13 protein-coding genes and 1 pseudogene are annotated in these 14777 nt (G+C 65.7%); 6 read left to right on the forward strand and 8 right to left on the reverse strand.

Annotation, left to right across the window (positions count from 1 at the left end; all coding sequences use genetic code 11):
• Positions 1-9 precede the first annotated feature (9 nt).
• The 3 genes from dapD to EHV23_RS04430 all read right to left on the reverse strand — a co-directional run bounded on the left by dapD (position 10) and on the right by EHV23_RS04430 (position 2770).
• Positions 10-858, reverse strand: coding sequence for a 2,3,4,5-tetrahydropyridine-2,6-dicarboxylate N-succinyltransferase (dapD, locus tag EHV23_RS04420; RefSeq protein WP_125094876.1), 849 nt, complete (start codon positions 856-858; stop codon positions 10-12).
• Positions 855-2060: an MBL fold metallo-hydrolase gene (locus tag EHV23_RS04425; protein WP_125094877.1), complete on the reverse strand. Its 1206-nt coding sequence runs from the start codon at positions 2058-2060 to the stop codon at positions 855-857. Before EHV23_RS04425 ends, dapD begins: the two co-directional genes overlap by 4 nt.
• Before the next feature lie 191 nt (positions 2061-2251).
• The gene (locus EHV23_RS04430; RefSeq protein ID WP_420813026.1) at positions 2252-2770 is read right to left on the reverse strand and encodes a MarR family winged helix-turn-helix transcriptional regulator; all 519 of its coding nucleotides are present in this window, start codon (positions 2768-2770) and stop codon (positions 2252-2254) included.
• A gap of 355 nt (positions 2771-3125) precedes the next feature.
• On the opposite strand from EHV23_RS04430, the gene EHV23_RS04435 reads away from it, so the two are divergent.
• From EHV23_RS04435 to EHV23_RS04450, 4 genes are all read left to right on the forward strand, one after another.
• Entirely contained in the window at positions 3126-4019 is an 894-nt protein-coding gene (locus EHV23_RS04435) for an EamA family transporter (RefSeq protein ID WP_125094878.1), read from the forward strand.
• 179 nt (positions 4020-4198) lie between these two features.
• Positions 4199-4816, forward strand: coding sequence for a nitroreductase family protein (locus tag EHV23_RS04440; RefSeq protein ID WP_125094879.1), 618 nt, complete (start codon positions 4199-4201; stop codon positions 4814-4816).
• Positions 4817-4982: 166 nt separating this feature from the next.
• A complete protein-coding gene (gene relB, locus EHV23_RS04445) occupies positions 4983-5207 on the forward strand; it encodes a type II toxin-antitoxin system RelB family antitoxin (protein ID WP_125094880.1) in 225 nt (74 codons plus the stop codon).
• Positions 5191-5463: a type II toxin-antitoxin system RelE family toxin gene (locus EHV23_RS04450; protein WP_125094881.1), complete on the forward strand. Its 273-nt coding sequence runs from the start codon at positions 5191-5193 to the stop codon at positions 5461-5463. The genes relB and EHV23_RS04450 overlap by 17 nt, the downstream gene beginning before the upstream one ends.
• Before the next feature lie 187 nt (positions 5464-5650).
• On the opposite strand, the pseudogene EHV23_RS16380 reads toward EHV23_RS04450, so the two are convergent.
• The 4 genes and pseudogenes from EHV23_RS16380 to EHV23_RS04470 all read right to left on the reverse strand — a co-directional run.
• Positions 5651-5956 (reverse strand): annotated as a pseudogene (locus tag EHV23_RS16380) (HepT-like ribonuclease domain-containing protein); the annotation flags it as partial.
• Positions 5953-6243, reverse strand: a complete 291-nt coding sequence (locus tag EHV23_RS04460) for a nucleotidyltransferase family protein (RefSeq protein ID WP_125094882.1) — start codon at positions 6241-6243, stop codon at positions 5953-5955. The gene EHV23_RS04460 and the pseudogene EHV23_RS16380, both read right to left, overlap by 4 nt.
• 268 nt (positions 6244-6511) lie before the next feature.
• A complete protein-coding gene (locus EHV23_RS04465) occupies positions 6512-7123 on the reverse strand; it encodes a TetR/AcrR family transcriptional regulator (protein ID WP_125094883.1) in 612 nt (203 codons plus the stop codon).
• Positions 7120-7749, reverse strand: a complete 630-nt coding sequence (locus EHV23_RS04470) for an NAD(P)H-dependent oxidoreductase (RefSeq protein WP_125094884.1) — start codon at positions 7747-7749, stop codon at positions 7120-7122. Before EHV23_RS04470 ends, EHV23_RS04465 begins: the two co-directional genes overlap by 4 nt.
• Positions 7750-8072: 323 nt before the next feature.
• Between EHV23_RS04470 and EHV23_RS04475 the strand changes: the two genes are divergently transcribed.
• Positions 8073-9074 (forward strand): alpha/beta fold hydrolase, encoded by a 1002-nt coding sequence (locus EHV23_RS04475; protein ID WP_203228866.1) that lies wholly within the window; start codon positions 8073-8075, stop codon positions 9072-9074.
• Between the two features lie 314 nt (positions 9075-9388).
• Here the strand turns inward: EHV23_RS04475 and dapC are convergent, their stop codons facing one another.
• A complete protein-coding gene (dapC, locus tag EHV23_RS04480) occupies positions 9389-10801 on the reverse strand; it encodes a succinyldiaminopimelate transaminase (protein ID WP_125094885.1) in 1413 nt (470 codons plus the stop codon).
• Between the two features lie 404 nt (positions 10802-11205).
• Between dapC and smc the strand changes: the two genes are divergently transcribed.
• Entirely contained in the window at positions 11206-14745 is a 3540-nt protein-coding gene (gene smc, locus EHV23_RS04485) for a chromosome segregation protein SMC (RefSeq protein ID WP_162499729.1), read from the forward strand.
• Positions 14746-14777 lie beyond the last annotated feature (32 nt).

Genomic DNA, 14777 nt, shown 5'->3' on the forward strand with positions numbered 1-14777 from the left:
GGACCGGAATCAGGCATCCGCCCCGCGCAGCAGGTCATTGATGGCGGTCTTGGCCCGGGTCTGGGCATCGACACGCTTGACGATGACGGCACACGCGAGATGGACGCTTCCATCCTTCGACGGCAGGCTGCCCGGCACCACCACCGATCCGGCCGGAACACGGCCTTGGTAGATGCGGCCGGTCTCGCGCTCGTAGATCTTGGTGGACTGGCTCAGGAACACGCCCATCGCCAGCACCGAGTTCTCTTCGACGATCACACCCTCGACCACCTCGGAGCGCGCGCCGATGAAGCAGTTGTCCTCGATGATGGTGGGGTTGGCCTGCAGCGGCTCCAGCACGCCGCCAATGCCGACACCGCCCGACAGGTGGACGTTCTTGCCGATCTGTGCGCACGACCCGACGGTCGCCCAGGTGTCGACCATCGTGCCTTCGTCGACATACGCGCCGATATTGACGTAGGAGGGCATCAGCACGACGTTCTTTCCGATGAACGAACCGCGGCGCGCGACGGCGGGCGGCACCACGCGGTAACCTGCCCTTGCAAACGCTTCCGCGCTCATGCCATCGAACTTGGTGGGCACCTTGTCGAAGAACTGCAGCATGCCGGCCTGCATCGGTACGTTGTCGGCCAGGCGGAACGACAGCAGCACGGCCTTTTTCAGCCACTGGTGCACGGTCCAGCGGGCGGCGCCTTCGGCGGCACGGTCGGTGAGGGTGGCCACGCGCAGGGCGCCGGCATCCAGGCCGGCCAGCACGGACTGCACGGCATCACGGATGTCGGCGGGGGCAGCGGTGGGGCTGAGCGTCTGGCGGTTGTCCCAGGCGGATTCGATGATGGCTTGACGGGCGTCGGTCATGGGGTCCTCGTGTTGGAAGGGGGGATCGGCTGGCCGTCGGCGATACGGTACGCGTCGCCATCCCGGGCCAGCAGGATGGGGCCATTGTAGTGGCGGGCGATCTCGGCCCGGCTCTGCTTCTGTACGAGCCGGGTACGCTGCATGAAGTGTGACAGCAGCAGCGCACGCGGCCGGGCGGTCGCGGCGATGCGCCCGATCTCGGCCGGCGGCATGTGCAGGCGCAGGGCGATGGCATCGGTGCTGTCCTGCGGGACGGCATTGGGGGCGACGAACAGGTCGGCATCCTTGACCAGCGCATCGAGCGTGTGGCCGATGTTGCTGGTATCGCCCGAAACCACCACGGCACAGCCGTCCTTCTCGATGCGCCAGGCAAGCGAGGGCAGCAGCCCGTGGGTGATGGGGATGGCCGTCAGGGTGTAGCCGTGGATGGTGGCCCGGTAGTGCGGCTGGGACAGGAAGGAGGGATCGCCGGAGGCGTCATTCCCGGTGGCAACGGCTTGCGGCTCTGAATGGGATGGGGCTGGTTGCTGGGAGGGTGCCGGCTGCGGCGTGTGTGTCTGCAATGCGCCGGCAGGCGCGGCCGGGAAGCGCACCAGGGCGTCCACGACGACAGGCTTCAGCGCAAAGTCCCCGTCGCCGGTCAGATAGTCGGACAGATACGACCACGCCCCCTGTTCGCCGAACAGCCGCTGCAGGAAGGTGGCGGTATCGGGTACCGTGTCGTTGCCGCTGGGGCCGTAGATGGGCAGGTCACGGCTGCGGGTGGAGAAGAAGGACGCCTTGACCAGGGCCGGCAGGTCGTTGGTGTGATCGACGTGCAGGTGGGTGAACAGCACGGCATGCAGGTCGGCGATCTGGGCACGCACCCGCTCGAAGGTCTGCGAGGTGCCGGGGCCGAAATCGATGAGGAAGCGGGCGCGGTCTCCCTCGCGCAGCAGGTAGCCGCTGCCGGCACGCTGGTCGGTCAGTTCCGGGCCGCCGGAGCCGAGCACGACGAGGTTGAGATCGGTGCGGGTGCAGTGGGGAGCCGGGGCGGAAGTCGGGGTTGGAGACGCGGTTGGAGACGTGGCGGCCGGTGTGCTGGCGGCCTGGGCTGGTACCACCATCAGGGATGGCAGCAGCATGAGGGCATGGGCGAGGGCGCGTGCGAGCGTATGGGTGACGGTGCGCAGGGAGGAGCGGGCAGCGAAGGCGTGCGACATGGAGGCAGGATACGGACCGGGAGGCGCAAGCGTATCACTGTCGGGCTGGCAGCGTTACTCTGACTGTCCGGGTGGCTGCATGCTGCAGGGCGCTGTGTCAGCCCTTGTTGTCCTTGTCGTATTCGCGGCTGGCACAGGCGTTCATGACTCGCTGGATGGTGTTGCCGCACCATGCATCACGCTCGGAATGTTCAGCGCTGCTGCTGGCCGTTTTCCAGCACCCTCAGCCAGACGGACAGCGCTTCGTCCAGCGCGTGAACCATGCCGGCTGGCAGCGCGGCCAGCATCTGCCGTTCGTTGTCCACATGGGTCGCCACGGCGCGGTCGATCAGCGCCAGCCCCTGTGGCGTGAGCTGCACCAGCAGGCTGCGGGCGTCATCGGGGTTGGGCAGCCGGCCTATCAGTCCACGTTTTTCGAGCTGTTTGAGCCGGTGCGTCATCGTGCCGGACGTGACCATCAGTGTGGAGAAAAGCGCCGTGGGACTGAGACGGAACGGGGCGCCGGCACGGCGCAGCGTGGCCAGCATGTCGAACTCCCAGAGCGTCAGGCCGAAGGGCGCAAGGCCGGCTTCGATGCGCGCTTCCAGCAGTGCGGCGCAACGCTTGAGGCGCCCGATGGGGGCCATCGGGGTGCAGTCCAGGTCGGGGCGCTCGCGCTGCCACTGGGTGAGGATGGCGTCGACGGCATCCCTGGGGCGTGTGCCGGCCATGGGCATCCAGCCGTTGCTTTTCGCGGCGCCAGGGGCGGTGTCGGGCGCATTGTGGGATACCCCGATCGTGGGAACCGTGTCGGCGCAGGAGGGCTCTGCGGGCGTGGCAGGGGGCTGCCGGGTGTCCGGGGCAGTCGGGGGGGAGTCGGCATGCGGGGGAGCTGACATGGCGTAATCAGGGCAAATACAGGGAGCAGGTCAGGGCAGATCCGTACAGGTCAGTGCAAGTCAGTGCAAGTCAGGGGGCTGACGTGCTGATGATGAGAGCAGATCTTCAACTCCCATGATATCTTGACTTAAAGATATCGGTGCGACAGAATCATGTATCTTGAATTGAAGATAAATGCGGAGCGCCATGTCTTCCTCCCGTTTCCCCTGGCCCGATCTGCTGCTCACCGCGCTGGCACCCATGATCTGGGGCTCGACCTACATCGTGACCTCGCAGCTGCTGCCGCCGGACCGGCCGTTCACGGCGGCCTGTATCCGGGCGCTGCCGGCGGGGGTGCTGCTTCTGCTCTTCACCTCCCGGATGTTTCGCCGGGAAGAGGGTCGTCGTGCCGGTGGTTTGTCCCGTTTCGTCCGGTTGCTGATACTGGCCGCACTCAACATCGGTGTCTTTCAGGCCCTGCTGTTCGTCGCGGCCTACCGGCTGCCGGGTGGATTGGCGGCGGTATTGGGCTCGGTGCAGCCGCTGATCGTGATGCTGCTTGTCTGGGCGGTGGATGGCGTCAGGCCGCTGGCCGCCACGCTGCTGTCGGCTGTGGCGGGTGTGATCGGCATGGCCATGCTGCTGCTCTCACCGCAGACGGTGTTCGATGGGCTGGGCATTGGCGCAGCGCTGCTCGGCGCCGTATGCATGGCGACGGGCGTATGGTTGACGCGTCGCTGGCAGATGGACATGCCGGTGCTGGCGCTGACGGGCTGGCAGTTGCTGCTGGGTGGGCTGATGCTGCTGCCACTGGCGCTGTGGGTCGATTTGCCGCTGCCGGTGCTGACACCGGTGCAATGGGGCGCCTACGCCTACCTGTGCGTGGCCGGTGCGCTGGTGGCTTATGCGCTGTGGTTTCGGGGACTGGGCCGTCTGCCGGTGGAGGCGGCTGCATCGCTGGGACTGCTCAGTCCGCTGACGGCGGTACTGCTGGGCTGGGTGCTGCTGGGGCAGTCGATCACAGGCGTGGCAGGGGTGGGGCTGGTGATCGTGCTGGCCAGTGTGTTTGGCGTGCAGTGGAGCACGGCGCGGCGGCGGTGAGGAGGATCATGGGCCAGGAGAGGTCTGCTGGCGGGTGTTGCGGGTCTGTGCGGATGCCTGCAAACGGCATGGCGCCTTGCTGATGCAGGGGCCTGGAGATGATGCGATGTACTCATGACTGAATTCATGCATTCATATTTTTAATGAATTTTCAAAAAATTATTCTTGAGAGTGATTTCATGAACAATGCCATCAGAGAGACGCTGGTATCGCGCGTATCCGCCAACCGTTTCGTACCCGGTCAGACGCTGGATGAACACACCATTCAGGAACTGGTTGCGCAGGCAACCCGCGCGCCCACGGCATGGAATCTTCAGAACTGGCGTTTTGTGGCCGTGCAGTCTCAGGACGCAAAGACAAGGCTCAGGGATGCTGCCTTTGGACAGCAGAAGATCGTCGATGCCGCCGTGGCCTTTGTGATCTGTGGCATGCTGGACGATGCACCGAAGCTGGCGGCACGGTTGCAGCCCAGTGTGGATGCTGGTCTGCTGCCGGCCGATGTGGCCGCAGCCTGGGCGGAGCATGCACGTGCAGGCCATATGCACAATTCATCGGCACGCCGGGATGAGGCCATCCGTTCCGCCTCGCTGGCCGGCATGGCATTGATGCTGGCCGCGCATGGCATGGGGCTGGACTCCTGTCCCATGAGTGGCTTCGATGCGCATCAGGTACGCGAGGCGCTCGGGCTGGCGGACGATGCGTTGCCGGTGCTGATCGTGGCAGTGGGGCGCGCCACGGCGGATCAGGGACCGCAGAAACATCGCCGGCCGGTGGCAGAGGTGCTGCAGATCCTGTGAATTGCACCATCCTTCCGGTTCAATCCTGCGCAATGCTCCGCGCGATCATGGCAAGCAGCCGTCGCCGTCAGTTCCATTCTCTCGAGGCTGGTTTGACGGTCCATGTGTGGCGTTATTCTGGAGGAGACGTTATACTTGTATAGCAGTTTGACCAGGAGCCAAATCCATGCTTGCCATTCGCCTGCCTGCCGAAGTGGAGAGTCGCCTTGACGCCCTGGCCAAGGCCACTGGGCGTACCAAGACTTTCTATGCCCGCGAGGCCATCCTCGAGTATCTGGATGATCTTGAGGATCTGTATCTGGCAGAGCAGCGCCTGATCGACATTCGGGCCGGAAAGACCCAGACTGTACCGCTCGATGAGGTGATGAAGCGTCATGGCCTGGAGGGTTGAAATCGACCCTGCGGCAGTGCGCGAGCTGGACAGGGTGGACCCGCAGGTTGCCCGACGCATTCTGGCCTTTCTGCATGGTCGGGTGGCCCAGCTCGACGATCCGCGCAGCATTGGCGAAGCGCTCAGGGGGGCGAAGCTCGGTGCGTTCTGGAAGTACCGGGTCGGGGACTACCGACTGATCGCCAGCATCGAGGACAGCGTGCTGCGCATCCTCGTGGTGCGCATCGGCAACCGTCGGGACGTGTACCGGAAATGAAGCCCAGGGCGGGATTCAATCGGAATGGCCGTGGCAGAAGCTGACAGACCGTATCTGCCGGTGGCGGAGGTGCTGCAGATCTGTGAGTTGCAGCATTCTGCCCGTTCAATCTCTCGCAATGCTTCGTTCGATCATGGTCCGTCCATTCCTGGGGCGCCGTCTGGTTCTGGTCCCGAAGTACGTCTGTCAGGAACTCCTGAGCGGTTACCCATACAGTCTCGTAGTCGATGTCGAAATAGCCGTGCGCCATGCGGTTGCGCATGCCACGCATCTGACGCCAGGGAATCTCTGGGTGGTTTTCAGCGACATCCGGGTAGCGGTTCAAGATTCTGGTGGCTGCCTCCCCCATGACTATGAACTTCATCATGACGGCATCCTGGACGAATTCGTCTTCCAGAAACTCCGACAGCTCCATCCCTTCGAGGTATTGCTGCGCCCCTGTTGCGGCCCGCCGTATGTGGTCGAGGTAATCCGGCAGCCGGGGGTCACTCATATCGGCTGGGCCTCTGCCACGACTTTGGCCCGAAACCTCTTCGGCAAATCACCAGGCGTCAGCACATCCACCCTTACGCCCAGAAGGGCGTTCAGGTCTTCGTACAATCCGCCCAGGTCGAATAACGTCGCGCCCGGCAACTTGTCCACGAGAATGTCGATATCGCTTCCCTCACGGTCGGTTCCATGCAGGACCGAGCCGAAGATGCGCGGGTTTGTGGTCCGGTATCGGCTGACCGCTTCGCGTACGGCGGCGCGGTTGGCATCAAGAATGTCTGATGGCCTCATGAAGGGGGGCGGTTTCGTTCAGTAGAATGATCTACTTTGCCATAGCAGGCCGGTTCAGTCGACCAGGCGTTGCTGGCCGCGTCGTTCATGCCGAGGACAGCGTGTTGCGCATCCTCGTGGTGCGTATCGGCAACCGTCGGGACGTATACCGGAAATGAAGCCCAGGACGGGATTCGACCGGAACGGCCGTGGCAGAAGCTGACAGACAGACCGTATCCGCCGGTGACGGAGGTACTGCAGATCCTGTGAGTTGCAGCATTCTGCCGGTTCAATCCTGCGCCATGCTCCGGCCGATCATGGCAAGCAGTATTGCCGTTAGCTCGGCCATGGCCTGATCGCGGGAAATGTCACCCCGGACTGCGGCATCCGACAGGGCATCGGCAGCCCCCAGCATGGCCCACAGCGCGGCGGATGACAGAGCAGACCCGCGGCAGAAGGGGGCAAAGAAAGTCCGGCATTTTTCCATGAAAGCCATCTGGTAGCGGCGCTTGACGGCCGCCAGTTCCGGCGAACCGCTGAGAGCGGCCAGCACGTCCGGTATCTCGCGTCCCTGGGTCAGCACGCATTCCACATAGCGCTGCGCGACGATCGCCGCCCGTTCCTGGGGCGTTGGTCCTGCCGATGCCATGGCTGCATCGATGATGGCGTTCTGCCGCACGTCGAAGTCTTCGTACAGCGCGGCCAGCAGGCCATTGCGGCTGCCGAAGTGATCGTAGGCGACCGGTTTGGTCACACCCGCCGTTTCGGCCAGACGTCCCAGCGTCAACGGGGCCGTACCCTCGCTGCGGATCAGTGCCCATGCGGTATCGAGCAGCTGGCGCTGGCGGTCGGGGCGCGACAGACGGCGTTTCGTGCCGGACAACGGCGTTGCTGTGGTCATTGTTGCCTCTGCAGCAGCGGAGCCGGCAACGACAGCGCTGATGGAAGCATCTCCGGAATACGCCGGCCGATGTCCCGGGCGCTGGCCAGTGCCGAATCGGGATAGCCATCGTCCGAGGCCAGCAGCAGTGTCGAGCTGGCCACCGGCGCACCGCAGTAGTCGAAGATGCCGTGCTCGATCTGTGTGCGCATGGCACCGAAGTAGCCGTGCCGCGCATAGGTGCGCAGCGTGGCACCTCCCAGGGCGAGCAGATGCACCGGCAGGTGCCCAAGCTTCTTGACGAGCGTGCCGTTGGCATGCTCCTCATAGGCCCAGCCCTGTGTGAACACACGCTCGATCCAGCCCTTGAGCAGGGCGGGGAACGACCACCAGTACACCGGATAGACCAGCACCAGCGCATCGGCGCGGGCCAGGCGCTGCTGTTCGGCCAGCACATCGGCCGGCGGCTGGCCGGCCTTGATGTTGACCGCAATGTCGGCCGCGGTGATGCGTGGATCGAAGCCTTCGGCCGCCAGATCGGCGATGTCGGCAGTGTGGGGCGCCGGCAGGCTGTGGGCGATTTCGGCGGCCACGGCGTGGGTGAGGGACTGGGGATTGGGGTGAGAGACGACGATGAGGGTGTGCATGGCAGGGGCTCCTGAGTGTTGGCGCGTGTCGTGGGCCCATTCGTCTCCGTGCTGGCGCATGAGTCCATGACACGCTTTAATCTACCCATGGTAACTTACCAGGAGTAAGTTGTGCCCGTGTTGCTCACCATGCTTTCCCGTCTCCTGCACTGCCAATACAGTCATGCGCGCCCAGAATGCGCGCCCAAAGGGGAGCCCTCCGCTTCCAATGGGAGGCTGATGGCCGCCGGGGCGCAGAAAGCCGGCGGGTGCAGCCTGCTGACAGAATCTGACACTGATGTCCACTATAGTCATCGTGTCGAATCTTTGGATGGGAGTCGATCATGACCGATGACCGCCGTCGTTTCCTGCTTGCAACCGGCGTTGCCGCCATGCTGGTTACGCTGGTGAGGGCCACATCCGCAGCGCCCCTGCAGGCTGGCACGAAGCGGGAAGGCATACCACCCAGCCCGAGTGGCACGAAGCAGGACGGCATCCCATCCCGCCTGCGTGATACGAAGCAGGATGACACACCATCCAGCCAGGGCAGCAGGAAGCAGCGCGACACATCATTCAGCCCGGCAACGCACAGGACACACGCCATGACCAGCAGCCTTCATTACCAGAATGCCGAACTCGTCTACCGCACCGGTGGACAGGAAGGGGCACCCACCATCGTGCTGCTGCACGGCGGCCTGGGCTCGATGGAAGACTTCGCCCCGCTGCTGCCACGCCTGCAGCAGCAGTTTCGGACGGTGGAGATCGATACGCGCGGGCACGGCCTTTCCACCCGCGGCGACGCACCGCTGACCTACGCGCAGATTGCCGATGATGTGCGGCACATCGTCGATGCCATCGGGCTGGCGGCTTTCCACCTGTTCGGGTTCAGCGATGGCGGCACGGCCGCCTACCGTATCGCGGCAGAGGATGGTCGCGTGCAATCGGTGCTGACCGTGGGCGCCCAGTGGCACAGTCGTGATACGCCGCGTGACATGTTCGAAAATCTCACCGTGGCCGACATGCGCGAACACATGCCCACGCAGATTGCTGCCTACGAAAAACGCAACCCCAAACCTGATCTTCCCTCGCTGGTTGCCGATCTGCGCCGCCTGTGGATGGATGACACGGCCGCGGGCTTTCCGGATGAATCGGTTGCCGGCATCGGGGCGCCCGTGCTGGCGGTGCGTGGTGAGGCCGATTTTCTGCTGTCACTCGATGCCCTGTCGGCCTTGCAGAAGGTGCTTCCCGATGCGCACCTGATGAACGTGCCGTTTGCGTCACATGAAGTGATCAGGGAGCAGCCCGACATGCTGTGGGCGGCGATGAAGGTGTTTCATGCGGGGTGAGTCTGACCGGCTTCCTGCCTGACAAGCCCGCCCGAGATTGCTGCCGGGAAGTCATCGTTGTCAACGCTGTGTCAGATCCTGTGCGCCATGGCGAAAGTCTTCTTTCCGACGTGGTTCATTCGTTGCTGCCCTGGCAGCTTCACGCCGGTAAGCCTCGCTGACGATTTCGCGAGCCCTGCGCATTACCTCCTCATGTGCTATGGGCTCTCCACCTTGTGCTCTGTTGCGCAAGATGCTCGCCTCCACATCAGCGTAAAAACGGGCCTCCGCCTCGGCGTCTACCATTCGCAGCGGGACTTCAGAACGTTTCGTCATCACTGCCTCAACAGCGCCGCAATCCGCCTCGTCCCCTCCACACAATCCGCCGGCGGCGCCACCAGCGCAATGCGCACGAACCCGCGTCCCGGGTTGCTGGCCAGCTCTTCCGGCGTGACACGGCCGGCCAGCCCCTGTCCGGGGGCGGCGCTGCCCGCCTGACCCCGCCCGGACGTGGCACTGGTGGGCCGGGCCAGATACGAGCCCGGCAGCACCTTCACCCGCCATTCATGGAAGAGGCGTGCGGCAAAGCGCTCGTCATCACCACCGGGCACCGGCAGCCACAGGTAGAAGCTTGCCGAAGGCGCCTGCAGGGCCGGCACCACCGGTTGCAGGATGGGCAGCACCTCGTCGAACTTCTGCCGGTACAGCCGCCGGTTGTCGGCCACGTGCGCCTCGTCGTTCCAGGCCGCCATGGAGGCCTGCTGGAACATCGGGCTCATCGCACAGCCGTGGTAGGTGCGGTAGCGCAGAAAACGGGCCAGCAGGGCGGCATCGCCGGCCACGAAGCCACTGCGCATGCCGGGCACGTTCGAGCGTTTGGACAGGCTGGAAAACACCACCACCTGCCGGTAGTCCGGACGGCCAAGCTGCTGGCAGACAGCCAGCGCGCCCAGCGGCGGGGCGTTCTCGTCGCGGTAGATTTCGGAATAGCACTCGTCCGAGGCGATGATGAAACCATACCGGTCGGCCAGTGCCAGCAGGGTTTTCCAGTCATCCAGCGTCAGCACGTGGCCGGTGGGATTGCCCGGGCTGCAGACGTAGACGAGCTTCGTCTTCTGCCAGATGGCCTCCGGCACGGCCTGCCAGTCCGGTGCGAAACCGTTTTCGGGACGCTGGTCCACCAGATGCAGGCGGGCGCCGGCCAGCAGGGCAGCCCCTTCGTAGATCTGGTAGAACGGGTTGGGGGCGATCACGACCTGTTCGGCGCCGGTCTGTACGGCCGCTGGTTGTGTGCCGTTCCGGGTTACGGGCGTACCGTGGCTGGTGGTGTTGCCCTGTGAGGCCGCATCTTGCGTGTGCCAGCCCGGCGCCGGATCCAGCATCGCCTGCGCAAAGGCAAACAGCGCTTCCCGCGAACCGTTGACCGGCAGCACCTGCGTGGCCGGATCGACCGGTGCCCCATAGCGCCGCCCGATCCATCCGGCGATGGCTTCGCGCAATGCCGGTGTGCCGGCCGTGGCCGGATAGCTGGCCAGCCCGGCGGTGGCGCTCGCCAGGGCATCGAGCACCACGGCCGGGGTGGGGTGGCGCGGTTCGCCGATGGAGAGATCCACGAAGGGCAGGGGGGAACCGTCGGCACCGGTCTGCACGGTGCCGGTCCAGGGCTGGCCCAGCAGCGCCCGCAGGCGCTCGAACGGGTAGGGCTGCAGGGCGTCGAGGCGCGGGTTGGCGGGCAGGGCTGGGTTCACGATCGTAAACGGGAAGTAAAACAGGGTGTGGAGATCGGGCAGGGCAGCCGGTGTGGGTATCCCGGGCAGGCAGAGCCCAAGAGGCTTGCGGGTGGGGGTGACGAATCCTTTCGGCAGCCCGGCCCGTGCAACAGCGTGTACGGCAGGTGTACCGGATGCAACTGCCGATGTGCGGCAGGCGCCTGCCGATGGAAGGGCTTGTTATTATACGGACCGTTCGGAGATGGACGATTCGTGCCGGAGCACCCGGCCTGCACGGTACAGCCCCTTTCCGGCGCCCTTTCCATGGTTTTGCGGCATCGCGTCCCGAAAGCGCCCGCGCCTGCTGGCTGGCCTCCGCCCGGCCCCGGCAGGTCGGCGTTTTCGTTTTGTGCTGCAGGGGTTTCCCCAAAAAGAGAGTCTACGTGCGCCTCAAGCAAGTCAAACTGGCGGGCTTCAAGTCGTTCTGCGATCCAACCACCTTCGAGCTGCCCAGCCAGCTGGTGGGCATCGTGGGGCCGAACGGCTGCGGCAAGTCGAACATCATCGATGCCACCCGCTGGGTGCTGGGCGAGTCGCGCGCCACCGAGCTGCGTGGCGAGTCGATGCAGGACGTGATCTTCAACGGCTCACTGGAGCGCAAGCCCTCGTCCCGCGCCAGCGTGGAGCTGGTGTTCGACAACAGCCTGGGCCGCATCGGCGGCGCCTGGGGCGGCTTTGCCGAAATCTCCGTCAAGCGTGTCCTCACCCGCGAGGGGCAGTCCACCTATTACATCAACCAGCAGCCGGTGCGCCGCAAGGACGTGCACGACATCTTCCTCGGCACCGGGCTGGGGCCGCGGGCCTACGCCATCATCGGGCAGGGCACCATTTCGCGCATCATCGAGGCCAAGCCGGACGAGCTGCGGGTGTTCTTCGAGGAGGCCGCGGGCGTCTCCAAGTACAAGGAGCGCCGCCGCGAAACCGAAAACCGCCTGGCCGACACGCGCGAGAACCTTACCCGTGTGGAGGACATCCTGCGCGAGCTGCAGGGGCAGATCAGCAAGCTGGACGCCCAGGCCGAGGTGGCCGGCCGCTACCGGGCCATGGAGGCCGAGCGGGTGCAGAAGCAGCAGTGGCTGTGGCTGATCAAACGCGACGACGCCCAGGCCGAGCAGCAGCTGCTGGAAAAAACGGCCGAAAGTCTGGATCTGGAGATCGAGGGCCTGCAGACGGGGCTGCGTTCGGCCGAGAACCGCATGGAGACGCTGCGCGAGGCCGTCCATGCGGCCAACGACGAGGTCAGCCGGCGGCAGGCGGCCTTCTACGAGGTCAACAGCAGCATCTCGTCGCTCGAAACCCAGATCCGCATGATCGTGCAGAGCCGCCAGCAGGCCGAAAACCGGCTGCGTGCGCTGCAGGAACAGATCCAGTCGGCCAGGGCACTGTCCGAAACCGGCGTGCAGCGCCGGCAGGAAGTGGAGCAGCAGCTCGAAGAGGCCCGCGAACAGCAGGCCGAGGCCGAGATGGCGCTGGCCGAGGCCGAAGAACAGCTGGCCGCCTGCGAAGAAGAGGAGCGCGGTCGCCGCGATGCGCTCGATGCCGCACGTTCAGCGGCCAGCAACGCCCAGCAGGCACTGCAGGTGGGACGCGTCGAGCGCCGCTCGCACGAAGAGGCACTGGCGCAGATGCAGGAGCGCCGCCAGCGGCTGCAGACCTCGCTGGACCAGCTGGGCGACGAATCCACCGAACAGCTGGAACGCCTGGCCATGGAACTGTCGGCCGCGCAGGAAGAAGAAGCCCGCACGGCCGAGCAGCAGGCCCAGCTGGAGGCCCGGCAGGCCGAGGTGCAGGCCGAGCGCGGCCCGGCGCAGGAGGCGTTGCAGGCGGCGGTGACACGCACCACCACCATCGAGGCGCGCATCACGGTGCTGGAGCAGCTGCAGGCGCGCATGCAGGGCGAGGGCCAGATGCGGTCCTGGCTGGACAAACACGGAGTGAGCGAAAGTGCCGAGCGCATCTGGCAGCACATCCGCATCGAACCGGGCTGGGAAACGGCGGTCGAGGCGGTGCTGCGCGAGCGGGTGCATGCGCTGGAAGCGGCCAGTGTGCAGCAGCTGGCCAGCATCCTGAAGGACCAGCCGCCCGGCAAGCTGGGGCTGTTTCTGCCGGAGCTGCCGGTGGGCGCCACGCCTCTGCCGGCCCGCCCGAGTGGGCAGCTGACGCCGCTGGTGTCGCTGGTGCGCTGTCAGGACGTGCGCCTCAAGCCCCTGATGAGCGAATGGCTGGATGGCTGGTTCAGTGCCGAATCGGCCGAGGCCGCCTTTGCCGGACGCGGGCAGCTGCCACCGGGCGGGCGCTTCGTGGTGCGCGAGGGCCATGCCATCGGCCGTTTCGATGCCGCCCTGTACGCCATGGACTCCGAAGCCGACGGGGTGCTGGCCCGCCAGCAGGAGCTGCAGAATCTGGAGCGCGAGCTGCGCGCCCAGCAGCTGCTGGGTGACGAGGCCCGCCAGCAGGCCGAGCGGATAGAGGCGCAGGCCGCCCAGCTGACCGAACAGGTGCGCACCGCGCGCGATGCCAGCGCGCGGGCCGTGCGCCGGGTGTCCACTGCCACCATCGAGCACGAGCGGCTGGCCCAGGCCGTGAAGAGCCGGGCCGAGAGCCGGCAGCGTCTGTCGGACGAGATCGAGGAGCTGGCCATGCGCCAGGCCTCGCGTGAGGAAGCGCTGCAGGCCCTCATCGACGGTCTGGCCGAGGCCGAGGAGAAGGCCGACGCGGCCACCGAGGGGCTGGATGCGGCGCGCGAGGCCGCCGAGATGCTGGCTGCCACGCTGTCCGGCCGGCGTGACCATGCCCGCGAAAGCGAGCTGGCCGTGCGCGAGAGCGCCTATACGGTGCGCTCGCTGGAGCAGGAAATCACCAACCTGCAGGAACGCATTGCCCGGGCCAACGAGCAGCTGGCCCAGGCCGACGATACCCGCGAGCGCCTGATGACCGAGCTGGAAGGGCTGTCGGACGAAGCGCTGCGCGAGCAGCTCGATGGCATGCTGGAACAGCGGATGCAGGCCGAGGAGGCCCTGTCGGAGGCCCGAGGGCTGGCCGACGAGCGTTCCGGCGAACTGAGAAGCCTCGATGAAGAGCGCCTGCGGGCCGAGCGTGGCCAGGAGCCGCTGCGCCAGCGTCTGATGGAACTGCGCATGAAGGAGCAGGCCGCGCGCCTGACGGCCGAGCAGATGACCCAGGCGCTGGACGAGGCGGCGGCCGATCTGGAGGCGCTGGCCGCATCGCTGGCCGAACAGGTGCAGCGTCCCAAACCGTCGTGGCTGCAGGCCGAGGTCAACCGGCTGGCGCAGGCCGTGGCCCGGCTGGGCCCGGTGAACCTGGCGGCCCTGGACGAGCTGACGGCGGCGCGCGAGCGCGAGGTGTTCCTGAACACCCAGTCCACCGACCTGCAGGAGGCGATGGCCACGCTCGAAAATGCCATCCGCACCATCGACCAGGAAACCCGCTCGCTGCTGCAGTCCACGTACGATACGGTCAATACCGAGTTCGGCCGGCTCTTCCCGATGCTGTTCGGGGGTGGCGAGGCGCGGCTGGTGCTGACCGGGGGCGAGATTCTCGATGCCGGGGTGCAGGTGTTCGCCCAGCCGCCCGGCAAGAAGAATGCGTCCATTCATCTGCTTTCGGGCGGTGAAAAGGCTTTGACCGCAATTGCGCTGGTCTTTGGTATCTTCAAGCTGAACCCGGCGCCGTTCTGTCTGCTGGACGAGGTGGACGCGCCGCTGGATGATGCCAACACGGAACGTTACGCGAAGATGGTGTCGTCCATGTCCGACGAGACACAGTTCGTCTTCATCTCGCACAACAAGATCGCCATGGAAATGGCCCATCAGTTGATCGGCGTGACGATGCAGGAAAAGGGAGTCTCCCGCCTGGTGGCGGTGGACCTCACCTCTGCAGTCGAGCTTGCCGAGGCAGCCTGATCCGGGTGGGGCGGGGCATGGACGCAGGGGTG

The organism is Lautropia dentalis (genome assembly GCF_003892345.1).
Lineage (GTDB): Bacteria > Pseudomonadota > Gammaproteobacteria > Burkholderiales > Burkholderiaceae_E > Lautropia > Lautropia dentalis.

Coding starts and splice junctions, on each gene's coding strand:
- EHV23_RS04465 (WP_125094883.1), bottom strand. CDS start 7,123: ATGACCACAGCAACGCCGTTGTCCGGCACGAAACGCCGTCTGTCGCGC.
- EHV23_RS04470 (WP_125094884.1), bottom strand. CDS start 7,749: ATGCACACCCTCATCGTCGTCTCTCACCCCAATCCCCAGTCCCTCACC.
- EHV23_RS04435 (WP_125094878.1), top strand. CDS start 3,126: ATGTCTTCCTCCCGTTTCCCCTGGCCCGATCTGCTGCTCACCGCGCTG.
- EHV23_RS04425 (WP_125094877.1), bottom strand. CDS start 2,060: ATGTCGCACGCCTTCGCTGCCCGCTCCTCCCTGCGCACCGTCACCCAT.
- EHV23_RS04460 (WP_125094882.1), bottom strand. CDS start 6,243: ATGAGGCCATCAGACATTCTTGATGCCAACCGCGCCGCCGTACGCGAA.
- relB (WP_125094880.1), top strand. CDS start 4,983: ATGCTTGCCATTCGCCTGCCTGCCGAAGTGGAGAGTCGCCTTGACGCC.
- dapD (WP_125094876.1), bottom strand. CDS start 858: ATGACCGACGCCCGTCAAGCCATCATCGAATCCGCCTGGGACAACCGC.
- EHV23_RS04430 (WP_420813026.1), bottom strand. CDS start 2,770: ATGGCCGGCACACGCCCCAGGGATGCCGTCGACGCCATCCTCACCCAG.
- EHV23_RS04440 (WP_125094879.1), top strand. CDS start 4,199: ATGAACAATGCCATCAGAGAGACGCTGGTATCGCGCGTATCCGCCAAC.
- EHV23_RS04475 (WP_203228866.1), top strand. CDS start 8,073: ATGACCGATGACCGCCGTCGTTTCCTGCTTGCAACCGGCGTTGCCGCC.
- EHV23_RS04450 (WP_125094881.1), top strand. CDS start 5,191: ATGGCCTGGAGGGTTGAAATCGACCCTGCGGCAGTGCGCGAGCTGGAC.